This is a genomic window from Chitinivibrionales bacterium (assembly GCA_014728215.1).
Lineage (GTDB): Bacteria > Fibrobacterota > Chitinivibrionia > Chitinivibrionales > WJKA01 > WJKA01.
The window spans coordinates 26,730-45,152 of sequence record WJLZ01000086.1 but is presented as its reverse complement, the minus strand read 5'-3'; the positions used below and the strand labels follow the sequence as shown (position 1 = coordinate 45,152).

At 48.8% G+C, this 18,423-nt stretch carries 12 protein-coding genes; 8 read left to right on the top strand and 4 right to left on the bottom strand.

Annotation, left to right across the window (positions count from 1 at the left end):
* Positions 1 to 83 precede the first annotated feature (83 nt).
* The 8 genes from fliF (at position 84) to GF401_06485 (ending at position 11,290) form a co-directional block, all read left to right on the top strand.
* On the top strand, positions 84 to 1,616 hold the full coding sequence (gene fliF, locus GF401_06520; protein ID MBD3344699.1) for a flagellar M-ring protein FliF: 1,533 nt from the start codon (positions 84 to 86) through the stop codon (positions 1,614 to 1,616).
* A 142-nt stretch (positions 1,617 to 1,758) separates the two neighbouring features.
* Positions 1,759 to 2,826: a flagellar motor switch protein FliG gene (gene fliG, locus GF401_06515; protein MBD3344698.1), complete on the top strand. Its 1,068-nt coding sequence runs from the start codon at positions 1,759 to 1,761 to the stop codon at positions 2,824 to 2,826.
* Between the two features lie 11 nt (positions 2,827 to 2,837).
* Positions 2,838 to 3,707: a hypothetical protein gene (locus tag GF401_06510; protein MBD3344697.1), complete on the top strand. Its 870-nt coding sequence runs from the start codon at positions 2,838 to 2,840 to the stop codon at positions 3,705 to 3,707.
* Between the two features lie 20 nt (positions 3,708 to 3,727).
* A complete protein-coding gene (fliI, locus tag GF401_06505; GenBank protein ID MBD3344696.1) occupies positions 3,728 to 5,044 on the top strand; it encodes a flagellar protein export ATPase FliI in 1,317 nt (438 codons plus the stop codon).
* A 61-nt stretch (positions 5,045 to 5,105) separates the two neighbouring features.
* Positions 5,106 to 5,576 (top strand): flagellar export protein FliJ, encoded by a 471-nt coding sequence (fliJ, locus tag GF401_06500; GenBank protein MBD3344695.1) that lies wholly within the window; start codon positions 5,106 to 5,108, stop codon positions 5,574 to 5,576.
* Positions 5,512 to 10,089 carry a hypothetical protein gene (locus GF401_06495; GenBank protein MBD3344694.1) on the top strand — a complete coding sequence of 1,526 codons (4,578 nt, stop codon included), beginning with the start codon at positions 5,512 to 5,514 and terminating at the stop codon, positions 10,087 to 10,089. Before fliJ ends, GF401_06495 begins: the two co-directional genes overlap by 65 nt.
* Positions 10,090 to 10,191: 102 nt before the next feature.
* Positions 10,192 to 10,491, top strand: a complete 300-nt coding sequence (locus GF401_06490; protein MBD3344693.1) for a DUF1805 domain-containing protein — start codon at positions 10,192 to 10,194, stop codon at positions 10,489 to 10,491.
* Between the two features lie 28 nt (positions 10,492 to 10,519).
* A complete protein-coding gene (locus tag GF401_06485) occupies positions 10,520 to 11,290 on the top strand; it encodes a 4Fe-4S ferredoxin (protein ID MBD3344692.1) in 771 nt (256 codons plus the stop codon).
* Between the two features lie 33 nt (positions 11,291 to 11,323).
* On the opposite strand, the gene GF401_06480 is transcribed toward GF401_06485, so the two are convergent.
* From GF401_06480 to GF401_06465, 4 genes are read right to left on the bottom strand one after another with little or no spacing between them, the layout of a single operon-like run.
* Entirely contained in the window at positions 11,324 to 16,075 is a 4,752-nt protein-coding gene (locus tag GF401_06480) for a hypothetical protein (protein ID MBD3344691.1), read from the bottom strand.
* A complete protein-coding gene (locus tag GF401_06475) occupies positions 16,062 to 16,802 on the bottom strand; it encodes a hypothetical protein (protein MBD3344690.1) in 741 nt (246 codons plus the stop codon). Before GF401_06475 ends, GF401_06480 begins: the two co-directional genes overlap by 14 nt.
* Positions 16,802 to 17,209 (bottom strand): Holliday junction resolvase RuvX, encoded by a 408-nt coding sequence (ruvX, locus tag GF401_06470; protein MBD3344689.1) that lies wholly within the window; start codon positions 17,207 to 17,209, stop codon positions 16,802 to 16,804. Before ruvX ends, GF401_06475 begins: the two co-directional genes overlap by 1 nt.
* Positions 17,190 to 18,416, bottom strand: a complete 1,227-nt coding sequence (locus GF401_06465; GenBank protein MBD3344688.1) for a DUF4388 domain-containing protein — start codon at positions 18,414 to 18,416, stop codon at positions 17,190 to 17,192. Before GF401_06465 ends, ruvX begins: the two co-directional genes overlap by 20 nt.
* Positions 18,417 to 18,423 lie beyond the last annotated feature (7 nt).

Here is an 18,423-nt window from a genome sequence, read left to right as displayed (position 1 = left end):
TAGCCATCTCACTACTCTACCTGTCCCGGGGTGCAATCGGGAGCATTCAATTTTTTTAATACACGGAGGTCAAGGGGAAGCGTATGGCTGAGTTTTTCAAACAGCTTATTTCACAACTCACCGCTATCTGGCAGAAGTTATCGCTCCAGCAGAAAATAATCACTACATCGCTGATCGCCTTTACAATTATCGGTCTGGCAGGACTGTTAATATGGTCGCGAGGAACACCTTCAATGTCGGGCTATCAGCTTCTCTATTCCGATCTGGAGGTTGATGAGGCGAGCGCCATGACTGATATGCTCAAAGCGAGTGGATACGACTATAAGATTGAAGATAACGGCAAGGCGATTCTGGTCGAACAGAAAAGGCTCCATGAAGCCCGGATGGCTCTTGCCAAGGAAGGACTTCCCAAATCTCACGGTATCGGTTATGAGCTATTCGATAAGACTAATCTTGCTATGACCGATTTTGCTCAGAAACTCAATGCAAAACGTGCGTTGGAGGGAGAGTTGCAGCGTACCGTTGAGGGGCTCGAGGAGGTCAAATCGGCCAGAGTTCATATCGTTACTCCCGAACCCACGATATTTCTTGATAATCAGAGAGAGGCCAAAGCTTCGGTAGTAATCAAAACCACTCCGGGGCAGAATCTTACTCCTGGTCAGGTCCGGGGCATTTCCTATCTGGTATCGGCAAGTGTCAAAGGGCTCGATCCGGAGCACATTTCGATTATCGATTATAATGGTCAACTGCTTTCAGACCCCTTTGCGGGCGATGAAACCGCCCTGGCATCGTCACGAAATCTTGAATTACAGCAGAAAGTCGAACGTTATCTCGAAAAAAAGACCGAGGGCATGCTGGTCAGCGTTCTGGGACCGGGTAAAGCAAAGACTCAGGTAGCCGTGGATATGAACTTCGATATGGTCGAACGGACCCTGGAAATGTACGATCCGGAAAGCCGGGTTATCCGCTCTGAAGAACGGACCGATGACAATACTAAAAATGCACCCGACGGCGATCGTCTGCGGGAGCGTTCTTTGACAAATTACGAGATCGACAAGACGATCGAGCATATTGTTACCGAAGTTGGTAATGTCAAACGATTGACAATTTCGGTTGCTGTAGACGGTAAATATGACAAAAATGAAAATGGCGAGGACGTGTATGTCGCCCGTACCGCCGAAGAGGTTCAGGCGGTTGAGGACATAGTGAAAAACACCGTTGGCTACGATCTGGCCCGGGGAGATGAAATCGTCGTTACTAATTTACAGTTCGATAACGAATACCTCCGTCGTCAGCAAGAAGAGATGCGGAAGCAGGAGATGCGTGACCGGATCATCCAGTATGTCAAAATCGGGATGTTTTTTATTATCGGTATCCTCTTTCTCCTGTTCCTGCGATCGATGGCCAGGACACTCGCTGAGGCAATGAATCCACCGGTGCCGTCGGTGGAAACTTTCGGACTGCCCGAGGAAGTTACTGAAGAGGTTCCCGAAGACCTCAAGAAAAGCTCTGAACTTCTGGAACGGGTGGAGATGCTGTCGAGAGAAGAGCCGACCAATATCGCATCGATAATTAGGCAATGGCTCCACGAGCCGGCGCCTATGTCACGGTCCTGAACGTGATATCCTGCATCAATAAAATTATCGGTATTGATGCTATACATATTAATGCGAAAAGGATATAATTAGAGAAGAACCATAGACGCATACAGTTTGTTCCTCACCAGGGCTCTTTTTCTTATCATGGAAGAATTTTTATATGGCAAAAGGATTTTATAAAGAAAAGTACAGCAATTCCGAAAAGAACAGTCCCTCTTCGCTTACGGCAAATCTATCGGGACCGACTAAAGCGGCCATTGTTATGGTGGCTCTCGGTTCGGAAGCTTCATCCCATATATTCCAAAATCTTGACGAGCGAGAGGTTGAAGGGCTTTCAACCGAAATCGCAAAGCTCGAAAATATTCCAAACGAAGTCCGCGAGGCGGTACTCGAGGAATTCCATAACCTGGCTATGGCCCAGCAGTATATCTCCCAGGGAGGTATCGATTACGCCCGGGAGATCCTGGAATCGGCTCTGGGGCCGCGCAAAGCACGGGAGATACTCGATAAGGTGCAGCAGACAATCCGGACTACCGGATTCAATCTTTTGGAAAATGTCGATCCCAAACAGCTTGTCAATTTTATCCAGAAAGAACATCCCCAGACAATCGCGCTTCTTCTTGCCCATATGGAGGCAGGGAATGCCGCGGCGGTCGTTTCGGCCCTTCCCCAGGAACTTCAGGTTGATGTGGCCACCCGTATCGCGACTATGGAATCCATCTCTCCCGACACTTTGACCCAGGTGGAGTCGGTCCTGGCCGAACAGGTGCGATCGCTTTTTGGCGGCGATGTTTCCCGGGTCGGCGGCGTCAAAGCGGTGGCAGAGATGCTCAACAGTGTCGACCGGGGCGCCGAAAAGAATATTCTCGGGAATCTGGAACGGGAGAATCCCGAACTCGCAACCGAAATCAAAAACCTCATGTTTGTCTTCGAAGATGTCATGCTTCTTGACGATCGTTCCATGCAGCGGGTACTGAAAGAAATCGATACCAAAGAACTGTCGATGGCTCTCAAAGGCGCATCAGAAGAACTGCAGGAAAAATTCTTCAGAAATATGTCCTCACGTGCCTCCGAGATGATCAGGGAGGAAATGGAATATATGGGACCGGTGCGGTTGAAAGATGTTGAAGATGTCCAGCAGCGTATTGTTGATGTAATTCGCCGTCTTGAAGAAGATGGTGAGATTATTATCAGCGGCCGCGGCGGAGAAGAAGAAGTCATTGTCTAGGAGGATAGTTTATGGCCGACCGCGAACTCTCTCAAAATGAAGTTTCCAATCTGATCGATCATCTCCTCAAATCAAAGGATCCGGCTGTTGTCGGGCTCCGGAAAATCCTGAAAACCAAAAAGGAAGAAGGCAACCAGTTCCCTTTACGTGAAGTTGCTTTCGACAGCTTTTATGTTGAAGGTAAATCAAAACCGGTATTTGAAGAAAATGAAAAACGGATCATCGAACTCGAAAAACAGATCGGTGTTCTGAAAGCTGAAATCGGGAAAACAAAGAAGAATGCCGAAAATGCCGTAAAAGTCGCCTTCAATAAGGGGCTCACGGAAGGAAAAGAAGAGGGGGAAATAGTTGGTGAAAAAAGGGCGCAGGAAGCCTATGAAGCCACCCTCGAGGAAATCGAAAAAAATGTAAGTGAAATATTTACCAATCTCGAAAAATCCCAAAAAGAGATTTACGGTAATGCCCAGCATGTTCTTCTGAAATTCACCTTTGAGCTGGCAAAAAAAGTGATCCAGACCGAACTGACCCTTAATGAAGATATCGTTTTGGGAGTAGTGAAAAAAGCTCTCTCCTATATTGCCGACAAAGAGACATTGACCGTCCGGGTGGCAAAGGACGATCTCGAGACGGTTACCGGCAAAAAAGACTTCTGGATGCCCATTTCGGAGCGAGTTGCCGATATCGAGATCATTCCCGACGATCATGTTGATAAAGGCGGGTGTATAATCGAATCGAATTCGGGTATTGCCGACGGCAGGCTGGGGATACAGTTTGACGAACTCACCGGCCTTGTGGAGCGGGTGTGGGAAAGCATATACAATTCTCCCGACCAAGTATCACCGGCGGGGGATACACCAAATAATAATCAAAGTACCGAATAACCGGATTATTACTGTTGTCAATGAATACCGAACTCCAGTTTCAGCCCTATTTCTCTGCTTTGGCGAATGCCGAACCCATGCGCATTCATGGAAAAGTGACCGAAGTAATCGGTCTTTTAATCGAATCCACCGGACCGGCGGCATCAATCGGTGATGTTTGCATACTGGAAAGCAACGGAACATTCCACGGTCATGCCGAAGTGGTCGGGTTCCGCAAAAACCAGACACTTCTGATGCCCCTCGGGCCGATTGAAGGTATTCACCCGGGGCTCTCGGTTGTTGGTACCAAGCGTCCCCATATGGTTGGTGTCGGTCCTCATCTGCTTGGAAGGGTTCTCGATGGTCTGGGAAATCCACTCGACAACAAAGGTCTCATAAGGCCGGAAAATTACCGTCCGGTATTCAGCAATGCTCCAAATCCACTGCTGCGCAAGCGAATAAGCGAACCCTTCGAAACCGGCGTTAAAGCAATCGATACCTTTACCACTATCGGGAAAGGACAGCGAATCGGGATCTTTTCCGCAAGCGGTGTAGGAAAAAGTGTTCTTTTGGGCATGCTTGCCCAGAATTGCCGTTCTGATATCAATGTAATCGCTCTCATTGGTGAGCGGGGCAGGGAAGTTCGGGAATTTATCGAACGTGATCTTGGTGAGGAGGGCCTGAAGCGGTCGGTTGTTGTTGTTGCAACTTCCGATCAGCCGGCACTGATCCGTCTGAAAGGAGCAATCGTCGCCGCGACCATAGCCGAATATTTCCGCGACATGGGCAAAGATGTCATGTTTATGATCGATTCCCTGACCCGCCTGGCAACAGCCCAGCGGGAAATCGGCCTCGCTGTCGGCGAACCCCCGGCAACCAGGGGCTATACCCCATCGGTCTTTGCACTCCTGCCAAAACTGCTCGAACGGGCAGGGACTTCAGATAAGGGAACCATCACCGGCATGTTCACCGTTCTGGTAGAATCCGATGACATGGATGAGCCGGTTTCGGATGCCGCCCGGAGTATTCTTGATGGCCACATACTACTCTCCCGTCAACTGGCAAATCGAAACCATTTTCCTGCTATCGATGTACTCTCAAGTATTTCCCGCTGCATGACTGATGTTATTACCGACGATCACCGTCAACTTGTCGGATATGTCAAAGATTATCTGGCCGCATATAAGGAGAATGAAGACCTTATTCAAATCGGCGCCTATGCTGAAGGGAGCAGTGAACGGGTCGATAAAGCAATTAAACTCTTCAGGCCTGTCGATGAATTCCTCCGGCAGGATAGAAAAGAAAAATGCTCCTTTAAACAGAGCTTGGCTATTTTAAAACAAATCACAGGACAATGAATAATGTCCGCTCTCGTTGAATCGGGATGACCGTTAAATTTCAACCTGAAACACCTTTTCCATGCGACGCTTTGAATTCAACCTCGAAACCCTTCTTCAGTTACGAATGCGTAAGGAAGAGCAGGTTAGACTCGAACTGGCAAAAAGAAACAGGGAAATAAACCAGGCACGCAATGAATTGGCGAGCATACATGATGAACTTACCAATTTACAGGCTACTCAAAAAGGAACCCGTGCCCATACTTCCAATATTATAGGATTGAAACACTCCGTAGCGTACCGTCACAAGCTCAAACAGGAAATGCTGAGTAAAGGGCGGCAGATCGATCGTATGCGGGGTGACGCCAGGACATTGAAAGTCTCTCTCCAGATAGCATCCAAAGAAAAGAAAGCTGTCGAACTTCTGAAAGAACGGCGTTTTGATGAATGGCGGAAAAAAGTCATAGCTGAAGAGCAGGCAATAACCGATGATATATCACAACAAGGATATTCACGCAAAAAACATGGGATGCTCGATTTCCGGCACGACTAAAATTTTCTCATTCATGCTCATCTGCATGGTTGCGGGAAGTCTCCATGCCGGAAGTTATACCGGTTCCGACTTTGCTTCACCCTCAGCGTCATCCCAGGTAGAATCCGGTGACAGTCTGATCCTTGCCCCCAAAGACTTTGAAATGGCGAAGCTCTATGGAGATAGTGCTCCTGCGGTAAGTATCGGTCACACCCGATGTCCCGAGGTTATCACGGTTGATACTCGCCGTTTTTCATTCTTCTGGGCGGATACCAATACCCAGGCGCCCGATTATGAGGATATTTACGTGAGGGAAATCGGGTTCTATGGACCCAATATAACCCGTGAAGATTCCACTCGAATATTTTGGAGAGCCTATTACCGGACAGGGAATCTTCATGCGGCAATGGGAGAAAATAACTACCTTTGCGTTTTTGTCGATCACGAGATGGATACGGTCCGCGCGGCAAACGAGCATCATGAGAAAATGCTCTACGGCGTTATCGGTATGCGTCCATTTGGCTCGCTCTGCCATTTTGAAGGAGATACGTTCCTGGTTGTTCATCGAAAGGGAAATCAGGAACTATCGCTTAAAAAAGTACATTCTTCATCATTGGAAATTGATGTCAAGGACAGCGTCACCGCAGCATCGATAAATAACTTTCTGGAAGCCATGCTCGGTAGTGCGGTTGCAGTCGAATCCGGGCAGAAAAACATACTCGTTATCTTTACCCGGCAGGCCGGAGTTGGCCAGAAGCAGTTGGAATATGTGCTTTTGGACAGGTCCATGTCACAACTCGATAGTGATGTTTTTTCGAATGATGTTGGAGCGGACTCGGTTTATTATTATGAAGACGCTCCGGTGATCGCCTATGGTGACAATAAATTTGCAGCTGCAAGCTGGGACAATGATGAAATTTCGTTGCATACATTCGAATGGGATGGTTCCACAATGAGCAGGCAGATAAAAAGTGTTGCCACCGGTGATTCGGCACGATTCCCGGCCCTTGCCTGCAATGACAGTTTTCTGGTTGTGGCCTGGAAAGGTGGACTGGGAAGTGATAACACCAGCAGAATCCGGGGTATCCGGTATATGTTCACTCCGGGTGGTGATATAGCTGCCACCGCGTACGACACCATTCTGTTCTCAGACCCTTCATCGGATGTTCCCCTTACCGATCGGTATGGTTCGGCCTTGAACGTGGCGGTCGATTCAACCGGTGCCATGGCGATCGCCTGGCCGGGTGTCAATAATGTATGGAATTGTATCTGGGATGAACTTGACATCCTTTATTCTTCAGGATACTGGGTATCACAATCGCAGACGATTGGCGTGGATACCGATGATTCAGTCCGTTTTTATCCCGGAACCATAAGCCTAAACAACACGGTCAATGGAAGGTCGGAGGATTCACTCCGTTTTGCCGCTACAGCGGGAGCATGGAATGACTGGATCGCTCTCGATGATGGTAGCTCGCTTGACGCAAATGCCGGACCTTGGCAATATTTTCAGTACAAAATGACCCTTTATCGCAATGAAGACGATTCTTTGCGCACACCGATCGGACGGCAGGTAGATATTCCCTGGAATGTAAAACCGAAATATATCTCCATCGATTCGGTAGAAGCCGGTGCTCATGTGTCAAACAGTGTCGCTTTCGGCAGCGCTATTACCTGCTATTCGCGGCTTGATCCGCTGACATTCTATTTCAAGAGTAAGGATGCCGATGATACCGACAGTGCTTACTACACCGTTGCAATTATGAACCAGACATCCGATACGGTGGTCGGCCTGCACTCCGATACCGGTATCGGCACTGCGCAATTCTCCCCTCTATCGGTCTCCGATACCTTTGTTAATGCCATTTTTACACTCGAGGACAGGAGAGGGTGGGATGCCGAACCCGAGACATTGATTGTTAATCCACAGAACGCACTTCCCCAGGTAAGTGTAAGGGCAGTGTGGGACAGTGCTCAGGATGGTACCATCGATACGACTGACTTTACGAGTGGCATAATGAATTTCAATGTCCTGGAAGGCGATTCCATCGAGTTTCTCTATTCGGTTTCCGATATCAACGATCCATCCATAAGTGTATATCTGGTTCTCGATAACGAGACAGTGGAATTTGCTTCTGCAGGTTTGGAAGGTCATTATGTTCTCAAAGGAGATTCATCGAGTACCTACGGATTTCAGGACATCCGCTTCCGGGCAAACGATCCTGACACGACAATCGAACGCCGGGCAATGGTAGGGGTAAATCATATCCCGATTATCACCGGCGCCACTCTCGATGATGTTTCTCTTCCCGACGAGGATACGATCAGGATATTGGTCGGGAGTTCCGCCGAAATTGATGTGACGGTTGACGACAGTGATGTTGTCTACTGGGATTCGATAATCTACCGCTTTACAACCGAAGCTTTCGATACCTCACAGAAAGAATCTCGTTTTGTTTTTAGTCCCTCCCGGCAGGATTCTTCCCTTCGAATCATTGTCACCGATATTTTCGGTCAGGCTGATACCATGAAAACACATTTCAAATACCCCTGGTTCAGCTCCGATTCGGCCGACAATCCGGCGTTGTACGCAGCCAAAGATACACTTCGTGATGATATCTCCTTGATTCTCGGCGGAGGAGCAAAGGACACGGTTTATATTCCCCTTCGGAATACCGGTAACGATACCATGTCGGTTACCGGGCTCTCTTTTGCTGGAAATTCCCCGGGGTGGCTGGCAATCGGTGTCCCTCAGGCAGAGAGTTTGCTTGTTTTCGACTCTGCGGCATTCAGCGACAGTATCGATCCTGTTGCTCTGGGCCCCGGGGCAGCCGATACATTCTATGCCTGGTTTGATCCTTCCGGTCTGACCGGCGACAGTCTCATTTACGATACATTGATCCTGAAAACCACTGATCCGGTGCACCCGTACGATACCTTTCCGATACAGCTGGAATACAATGATCTCCCCCAACTGCAGGAAATTTCCTTCGACTTTGCTTCATCGAGCCCCTACTGGCTGGCGAAGAAACAATCGGGGCCCTATAATTTTCCTCCCCATGCGAAGATAGCATTGGGATTTTCGGAACCGATCGATACCCTTTCGGCCGCAGGTGCCATAACAGTCTATTCAATTTTCGACTCTGCGGCCACAGGCGGGGTTACGCCGATTACGCTTCAGCGTTCCTGGAACAACGATTACACCCGTCTTTTCTGCGCGGCGTACTATCAGCAGCCCAGCGAACATTTTTCAGGCATGCGCCCCCCGCCGGGGACCTTTCTCCCTACCGATTCGATTGCCCTTACAATTGCATCGGACCTTACAGATCGGGCAACAACTCCCTCAGGACCAAACAGCCTCGATGTTGACCGGGATTACCTGCGGGATACCTCGGAGGATACTACCATTGCTTTCAAAGTTGACAGTATTACCTTCAGAATTATTTCCACTTCACCTGCGGCGGATGCCCGTGATATCCGCCCCGATTCATCGATAACCATAACCTTTTCCGGCCCCCTTTATCCCGGCACACTCGACACGTCGAGTACCGGTAACCGGAGCCTGATTGTAACATCACGCTACAGCCGGGGTCAACAGCACGATTTTTCTTCGGTCACTATCGACGGCAATTCGGCTACCTTTACATTGGCGCGAACACTCTATTTCGGCGACAGTGTCCATTGCTGGTACCGTTCGGTTACCGGACGGGATTCTCTGGGGTATCCGCTGGAGACCGATCAGGACGGCATACCGGTTACCTTTATCGATTCATCACGAACCGAGGATGATTTTTCCTGGTCCTATTTTGTAAAAGAAATCGAAATCGCTTCAATTGAACCCGATAGTGGAAGCAGAAATGCCGATATCCATTCACCGATTACACTACATTTTTCAAACAAGATTTATCCCGGCACTATCGATACCGATTCACTGCATAACAACCGGAGCTTTACCGCGATTACCCGTTACAGCTCCGGCCAACCGATCGGTTACTCGAGTATCGATATCGCTTCAGACAGCATGAGCATTACCTTTCTGCCCGAAAGTTCCTTTTTCAGTGTCGACAGCATACACTGCAGATTTATCGGTTTTTCCCGTGATTTCTCATACGACAGCAGCAGCAATCTTCCGCAGGCAATGGGCGCAATCATGGGAGGAATGGAATGGGATTTCTTTACGAAAAAAGTGGGGTTCTATGTGTATCCCAATCCTTATAAATCGGGCAAAAACAGCCGTCACTGCGGCTTACCCAACGCGCCCTGCGGGATCTGGTTTAAAAATCTCCACTCCTGGGCCAACAGCGGCAGTGTCCGGATTGTTATTATGAACATGAAAGGATATCCTGTTTTCGATACCGATAAAGCGAATATCGCTATCACTTTCAGGGAAGGTGATCCCGACAGTAAACCCCAATGGAAATGGGACACCCGCAATCAGGCAGGGGAGGACGTCGCCTCGGGACTCTACTTTTTTGCCATTTATGATGCGGAGGGCGATGCTTTGACTAAGGGAAAACTGATGATCGTGAGATAGGGGTGAGTGTATGGGTGAATTATAAATGATTCTGGGTGCCGAATCCTTTCTTTCCCCCAATACCCAACACGTATATTAGTATGTCACACAAGGAGTTCCTCTATGATTCATGAACAATTGGAGTTGAATGGAAGGCCGATCAATGCTTATGTCATTCCCTGCGGTCCTTTCAATGTCGTTTTTGCCGATACCGGTACAGGAATGATCGGTTGCGGCGCCTTTGATGTTGCTGCTCTCGATAAATTCAGCTATCCTGCCGTGAAAATGGCCGGCGCCGAAGGTGCATCGATCATTACGGTCGATGACCTTTTGAAAGGGACAGTCAAAGAAGTCAACGTCGCCGCGCAACAGAAGGGGATTGAAATTGGCCAGAACGGGCAAACCGCTCTGGAAAAGATGTAAATCACACGATAATTCCGAGGAGAGAATTATGGTTTCAAAAATATTTTATTTCACCGGTTCAGGAAATACCTTGAAACTTGCAAAAGATCTGGCACAGGAAGTGGGCGGTGTTGAACTGGTAAAAATATCCTATACCATGGAGTTTGATCAGAGTGATTGCAACGTTGCCGGTATCGCGTATCCGGTGTATTGTTTCGGGCTCCCCAATATTGTTGTCAATTTTATTGAAAAGGTGCAATTTCATAAAAATGCCTATACTTTCGGGTTGGCCTCCTATGGTGGTCTGTTGACCGCTTCAGGCAAATTAATGAAAAAGACCCTTGCTAAACGAAATCTTTCGCTCAATGCCGGCTTTGCAGTCCGTATGCCGGGAAATGCCACGATGGTGTATGATGTTCCGAAAGCGGAAAAACGGGAAGGCATGTATAAAGTAGAACAAGAGAGAATTAAGCAGATTGCTGCAACCGTTAAAAACAAAAGCAATCATACTGTAGATACCAACCTTGGCATCCTGGGTTCACTGGCTTCTTCCACCAGCGGTGTAATGATGAAAAAGATCAACGAAACCGATAAAGCATTTTTTGTCGATGAGAAATGTAACTCCTGTGGTATTTGCGAAAAAATCTGTCCTGTTCAGAATATCACAATGATCGATGGTAAACCTCAGTGGCGTCACAAATGCGAAAGCTGCCTGGCCTGCTTCCACTGGTGTCCCCAGGCGGCAATCCAGAGCGGTAAGAAAACCGCCTCCCGGTCACGGTACCATCATCCCGATATCGAATTAAAAGATATGATGTAAGAAACCGGCTTTAACCCTCGTCGTTATTCTTCCTCAATATCCCTCGCACTTTGCGATTCTTAAAAACTTTTTTACCCTTTTCCTGTCATTTCTTGCTGTTAATTTTACGTAATAGGTCCCGTTGGCGATACGATACCCGTGTTGCGATTTGCCGTCCCACTCGACCTCCTGGTACCCGATTATATCTTCAAAGGACCAGGTACGCACCTTTTTACCACCAATCGTAAAGATCGTTATGTTCACTTTATCGGCAACATCGGTAAGGAGGTAGGCAAGACGGGTTGTCTGTGCTGTTTCGCCGTCGGCATTTTGACGGGCGGTAAATGGATTGGGATGACAGGCGAGGAATTTAATCGAGAGGTTTTCACCGGGCAGATAGGCAAAGACTGCGCAGGTATCATTGCCGGCAAAATCCTGCGCATAGATCGAAATAGAATCGGTGGTTCGCTGCTTTTGCGGGTATGCGGTAATCCGCACGGTTTCCAGGTCACCGGACTCCGGGATCGGGGAGATGAGATTCTGGTCCATCACACGGCTGTTGACACTGATTTCCACCGATGAGGGCACGATACCCGAGGGGTCGGTGATAAAGATGTCAAAGGGTTTGTCTTTTGCAGCGTAATCGAGGAAAACGAGTTTCCTTCCGGCTACGGCAACACTGATTTTCGGCGGGGACATATCACTGCAATTGGCCGGAGCAAAGGGACCCGACTCAACACTGGTTATTGTTAAGGCGTGGGTTGAAGAATTCCACTGGCGGGTTATATATTGCCACCGCTCCGCCGTTGAATCGTAGGACATCACACCCTTTTTCGTTATTGCTCTGGGCGCCGACTTTTTTGCCAGGGTTGGCTGGAAGAGTCCCGAATCGGGATGAAAAGTCCACCGGAGCGAATCGGCGGGGGACAGGGATGGACGGGTGCCGATTGAAAAATGTTTCACCGAATCACCGATCAGGGGTATCCATGACGATTCTGTCGATAAGGGCGAGGGTACGGATATTGCAGTACCGAAAAGAAATACTACATGAGGTAATGCAAGCATTGTCGGAGGGGTGATATGTACTCCTTTCCCCTTTGACCAGAGCGTATCGGTTGGTGCGTGAAGGGTGGTGTAATGCACCGACAGCGTGCCGTTGATTTCATTGTTGTCCCGGTAAATCTCGGTGAATGTTGCATCGTAATTAATCCATGCCGAAAGGGGATGCACGCCCTGAGTGTCCGGGAGCGTTGGGGTAAAACGTACGGTCTTTCCGGGCATCAGTGAATCGCCGAAAGGGATTTCACGAAACGGTGTTTGCAACGGCGTGCCCATGAACAGCGATACGGTAAAGGGCGGCGCCTTGTGATTGCCGCTATTGACGATTTCAAAACTCAAACCCAGCGAATCGTTGATCCAGAGGGGGACAAGTGAATCGGTAGTAAATCTGAGATCGGGTGTTCCCGCTATGTCGAAGGAGTAAACCGATGATTCACTGGAGGATCCCGAGAGTCGGAATTTGACCAGCAGTCTGGCGTCAGGTTTACCCGTGTACTCGAGACGAAGTGGTTGTTCGGTAGTCCAGTTGCCCGCGCTGTCTGAATGCATGAGAATTGGAGAAAACCGGTTAAAATCCGGATTTTCCGCATAGGGATAATCGATTGCATACATACACATGACTGTTGGGGTTGAAGTTGACGGAGGTATCGCTATTTTGCAGGCGACAGAAACCGTATCACCGTAATGAGGTTTATCTCTGGGGAGTGTGATATCAGAAACATTCAGGAGGCTTTTTGAAAATCCGGTCCATCCCGTGATTTGCATGCTGTCATTCCAGGCATAGGCCCTGACCATGCCCTCGGCAACAACCGAGGAATCCTTAACCGGTATCTGAGCGGAAAAAGACGAATTTCCGAAGTCGAGGAGACGCTCGTTCCAGGTGATATTGTCTCCCATAACCCGTAGTTTGACTTTGCCCCCGGTGAGGGGAGTGGTTATACCGGTGAATGAAAGTGAATCACCGGGTGCAAGGGAGTTGTTTTTAAGTGAAAGCACCAGAGAATCGGGCGGCAGCTCCCAAGGGATCGAGGGATCGCCCAGCAAATTGTACTGTCGCACCAGCGGAAGATATCTGATATCATCGCGCACCAGCATTTTCATCTCTGCCAGCCACAGAAGTTCGCCGATACTCTCGAATGTACCGGAGACCGCATCACGAAGCATAATGCCGTTCATGATCAGGTTACCGCTCTGAGAAGTATATGCCGAGGCTCCGTAAAAACCGATCGCTCCCTCCATACCCCGGCGAATGAATTCTTCGCCCAGAGAACGGTAAAACACACTCTCGAAAAATCCGGTTAGACAGGTAAAACTGAAAATAAACGGAAGACGTCCGCCATCTGGCCATTGATCGTTATGAAGTCTCGAAAGTTTATCGATACCCAGGAAATTATTATCCGACCATACGTTGCCGCCTCCATGGCCGTTGAAATTGACGGCATACACACCCGCATTGAGATGATCGATTATGAAATTGGATCCCGTGTAGGAGGTCTGGTAGTATTTCGATGATGGATAGGCATCAAGGCGGACCGTATGCATGGCGGGACCGACATGATCGGAAGTGACCGCATCATTGAATGAAGAAAAGGGTTCTTCAAATCCACCAATCAAAAGAAGATTATCGCGCCAGTAACCGGTTTCGAGGCCCGAATGATATTTGATTGCTTTGTTTACCAGTGTCTCCATGTCCTCACTGTTCCGTGCAGGAAACCGGCCGACATAGCAATCGGGAAAATTGTCATCACCCCGCACCGTGGCAAAATAGCTGTCATCGGAACAGGGCCCCCAGCCGGGAATCCGGGAAAGGTGGGTAGGAACGATATTGAGGGCCTTTCGCTCCTGATTTTTATCGAGATCGTGTGATGTGTCGCCGCCCAGCAGTATATAACGGGGTGCATTGCTGCCGGCTTTCGAAAAAATGTGAGCAACCAGCAGGCGGATACTCTCGGGATTTTTAATGCCATAAGTAAACCTGTTGTAGATGTCTTCAATGGTGATTATTTCGGTTCGCAATCCCCGGGCAGCATGAAAGGCGGCAAGCGGTTCGAGTGAGGGCTTCAGGTCACGGGAGGTGATCATCAGGTAGTCGAGTCCTTCAGAGAAATCGAAATTCTTTCTGATCGCGTCGGGACTCATGGCCAGTGGTTCTTTGCGGAGCGAGGTTGCTTGGGCAAGAAACCGGGTAGGGGCAATAAGGCTGTCCTGAAACACCAGGGCAAAGGAACTTTTTCTTTCAACAAACTCATTGCGGACAGTAAAGCCGTGCAGTACCCGGGAGTTGGTCAGGTCCCATACGTCGATATTGTCGGTAGTGAACCCCGTAACGGTAAACTGCTTGAACGCGTTGATATCGGAGGGATTGTTTTTAAAAAGAATCCTGTTGTATAGAGCGGAGAATGTGCGGTTGTATTCCACTTCAATCCAGTTGAGCGACACCCGGTCTTCATAGGAACGCGGCTCGGTAATAAATGTTATTGTATTAGCGCCGTGTTTCAACTGGGGGAGAGAGAAAAAACCGGTTTCGAAAATATGGCCGGTCTGGCCGTCCCACACTGCAGTCTGCTTGATACCGCCGGGCGAATCACCATTGACAAGAATCGAAATACGGTGGTCCTGCTGATCTTCGGCAACACTGGTAATCCCCATGAAACAGAATCGCATCCGGACCTGTGCACTGGTTGATGGTGAAGGAATATCGATGGTGAATTGTGTGATCTCCTCGGCGCCGATACCACCCCAGTACCAGTTATCGACAACGTCGGTTTCGGACGGTGATTCGGCGATATCCTGTGGTGCGTTGATATCGCCCAGCCAGCGGATATCATTGTCTTCTTCGAAATGAAGGGTATCTCTGAATTCCCGGGCAAAAAGTTCTGCCGTATCGCCGGGTGTCCACGCGGTTTCATCGATGCGGGGAGTCACCGAGCCTTCGGCAATACGAAGACCTACACGACTGCTCTCCCAGGTCAACCAGTAAACATTGGTATTGGAATACTGAGGGTAAAAAGACTTTGTTCCTCTGAGGTGTTTGCCGTAAAACAGGATTTTTTCCTGTGGGGCCAGGTGTTCACGATGTGAATTGGTGATATAGATCGGAATTTCCTTTCCCTGCTGAAAGAGGTGGTAATACCGTGAGGAAATACGATCGATCGCCACCCCCATTTCCTCAAGCCGGGCGCCGGGAATCTCGTAAATACCGTCTTCATCGATTTCAATTCGAATCCCCCTGGTGTAGGGAAGGTCCGGAAGAACTGTATTGCCTGCGGCCTTGCTCAGTCGGTGCAGCGGCATTGCATGGAGAACGCCGTTACGGATAAAAGGCGGGGGAGTGGAGGCAAATACCGGCGATGAAAAACTGAGGTCTATCATTCCCTGAATTGTATCCGGAATACTGCCGCCGGATGGCCTCCCCAATGAAAAGACAATCCAGTGATAGAAATCAGTCCCAGCCCATCCTTTGCTGATCGAAACCACTTCTGGGTGCATAACGGATGGAGTCAATGGAGAATGGAGAGATATCCGCACATCAGGTCCAAGAGGGGTGTAGCCGGCAATGCCAAGAGTAAATTCAGATTTTGCTGCTGAACCCTGCAGTTCCCGTCCAGTGGCCGTGAACTGGATTTTTACCTGATCGGATGAAAAGGACTGGAGCGAATAACCGACTGATACTGCTTTTTGACAAAAGAGCAGAATCGGTAAGATCCAGAGCAGACTGAATGGATAAGCAAGTTTATTTCGAAACATACACCGACCGGATATCTATGGATTCCTGATAGGGCAATGAGAGTGCTTCAATTTTAACCCCCCAGAAACAGGTGTCGCCGGTAAGCGAATTATAGAGTGAATCGGGGAGTGCGGCGGTGAACACATCGTTTTTTTCATTGCCGTAGGTAGAATCGGGAGTGCTCTGCCAGAGGAGTCCGGATGAGTTCCAGAAAAGCATAAATGTACGGTATTGCCCGAATACGCCGCGCATAGACCATTCGAAATAGTTTTCTGTCAGGGTGTCGTCGATTGCAGGGCGCCTCAAACGTGGAGGAACGGCCAGAAAGAACGTGTCGGTCTGCGAGGTATCGCCGCTTTGTCCGGCGGTGTCGAGGGTGCAGATCCGGTAAGAAATCTTTTTGATACTTTCCTTGGGAAAGCCGAACTGATCAATCCGGTCGCAGTAGGATGTTATACTTCCGGGAATCGAGTGGCGGGCGATACTGAACAGGGTGTCGCTGAAATTAACTGCGTTTCTGAGGATGGAGTAATAATCCACCTGGTTTGAATCCTGGGCTGGTGGTGACCAGGTCATACACAGTGATGGATGGTACCGTCCGCCCTGGCGTACTGCTCCTGCGGTAATATCGGCAAACACAGGCGCTTCGAGTGGTGGTGGAAAAAAGTCATCCTGCGTGGGGCAGGTCGAGCTCAGGAGAAGTGCACCTGCTATGCAAGTGCCTGCACATGATTTCAGCAACCGCATTACTGTTCCTTATTGAATGCATCAAGAATCAGACAGGCGGCGATCCGGTCGATATTCTTTTTATCTTTCCGATGTTTCTTTTTTCGAGATTGAAGCATTTTTTCTGCCGCCTGGGATGTCAGGCTTTCATCGATAAAATGCACGGGAACCTCGGTTCTTTTTTGCACTTCAGCGGCAAAGGCCCTGATTTCCCGGGACATCGCTGTTTCCTGTTCATTATACCCTAAGGGCACGCCGAAAACAAGAGCATGGGGTTTTTCGTTTTCTATTAATGTACAAACTTCATCAAGAAGGCTGGTTTTTCGGGTCCTGACAATGGTAGGGAGGCTTCGAATAACAGTACCGGTTTGGTCGGTGACCGCACAACCGATCCGTTTTTTGCCGTAATCAATGCCGAGAAGCTTCATCGTTCAGCCGGGCCCATTCCATAAGAAGACCGAGGGTACCGATAGTGACATTTCTGGCCTGTGATGATTTTCCTAAAAGAAACCGGAACGTTCCCTCCGGAATGTTCAACATTGAGTACACGGCATCATTGCCCTTTTGAGATGGTGTTGAGGCCGAAGTAATCTGGCCCTGTTCGAAATAGATCATGCCGTAGGGGCCGTTTTTATCGATAAGCATGCACCCGCTTTTCTTGCCGATTTCAAGAAATTGGAAGACTTCGGAGAGGCTGCCGTTGGAAATGTCGCCTTCGAGGGCATGGCTTTCGACGCTCCTGCGCACCTCTTTGGATTTACGGTCGGTCATTATCAGCGGAGTGACAAATTTGAAAATATCCCTGTCGGTAAAAGATATCCCCAGATAACTGACATTGGGTATGCCGCTGTTTTGCTGCACCGATGCCGGATCGGGTACGTTGTAAAAAATCACAAAAATATTTGCTGTCGATGCTTTACCCAGGAGAAGGTTTCCAACCTTTTTATGAATATTGTCTTCGAGCTGCCAGTCAACACAGATAACATCCGGATTGTAATGCCAGAGGATATTTCTGGCCACATTGAGTTCATGGGCATTGGTAACCTCAAAACCGATTTCCGTGAAACAGGTTTCAAGAGCGGCAACCCGTGATGACAGAGAATATTCGATTTTTTTTGTTTCACGGGCTATAATCAGGCAGCCTTTTCCTGCAGGCACATTAACGGAAGATCTCTTTTTCAGGCCGGCAATAAGGATTCGACCGCCTAAAAAGATCGCGGCCAGTACCAGAAGAAAAATCAGACCGCCTCCGAACAGAGCGCCGATACCGTATGCAGGAAGATTGCGGGTAAGGGATGAAAATCGGTTGTTCACCACACTTTTGGTATACCTTTTTTCGATCCAGCCGATAGTATCCTTAAAGGCAATCCTGTGCCATGATTTACCCCGGTTAATTAACCGGAATATCTTCCCCTGCTGTGCCATGCCCAGGATGGGAGAATTCGGAGCCAGTGATTTGAGAACAGGAGCAGGACCTTGGGAAATGGTTATATACTGAGCGGTATCTTCGGGAGAAACAGCTGAAGAATCCGCTCTTTGTCCCGAGATGGTTTTTGGGGGGGCGGTTTGCTGGGCGGAAAGAGTAAATGTTATAACTAGAAGAAGCCCAGTGAAGCAGGATGCTTCTGGTTTCATTAGTACC

Excerpts from the sequence above, each read along its gene's own strand:
- fliF (MBD3344699.1), top strand. The coding sequence starts at position 84 with ATGGCTGAGTTTTTCAAACAGCTTATTTCACAACTCACCGCTATCTGG.
- fliG (MBD3344698.1), top strand. The coding sequence starts at position 1,759 with ATGGCAAAAGGATTTTATAAAGAAAAGTACAGCAATTCCGAAAAGAAC.
- GF401_06510 (MBD3344697.1), top strand. The coding sequence starts at position 2,838 with ATGGCCGACCGCGAACTCTCTCAAAATGAAGTTTCCAATCTGATCGAT.
- fliI (MBD3344696.1), top strand. The coding sequence starts at position 3,728 with ATGAATACCGAACTCCAGTTTCAGCCCTATTTCTCTGCTTTGGCGAAT.
- fliJ (MBD3344695.1), top strand. The coding sequence starts at position 5,106 with ATGCGACGCTTTGAATTCAACCTCGAAACCCTTCTTCAGTTACGAATG.
- GF401_06495 (MBD3344694.1), top strand. The coding sequence starts at position 5,512 with ATGATATATCACAACAAGGATATTCACGCAAAAAACATGGGATGCTCG.
- GF401_06490 (MBD3344693.1), top strand. The coding sequence starts at position 10,192 with ATGATTCATGAACAATTGGAGTTGAATGGAAGGCCGATCAATGCTTAT.
- GF401_06485 (MBD3344692.1), top strand. The coding sequence starts at position 10,520 with ATGGTTTCAAAAATATTTTATTTCACCGGTTCAGGAAATACCTTGAAA.
- GF401_06480 (MBD3344691.1), bottom strand. The coding sequence starts at position 16,075 with ATGTTTCGAAATAAACTTGCTTATCCATTCAGTCTGCTCTGGATCTTA.
- GF401_06475 (MBD3344690.1), bottom strand. The coding sequence starts at position 16,802 with ATGCGGTTGCTGAAATCATGTGCAGGCACTTGCATAGCAGGTGCACTT.
- ruvX (MBD3344689.1), bottom strand. The coding sequence starts at position 17,209 with ATGAAGCTTCTCGGCATTGATTACGGCAAAAAACGGATCGGTTGTGCG.
- GF401_06465 (MBD3344688.1), bottom strand. The coding sequence starts at position 18,416 with ATGAAACCAGAAGCATCCTGCTTCACTGGGCTTCTTCTAGTTATAACA.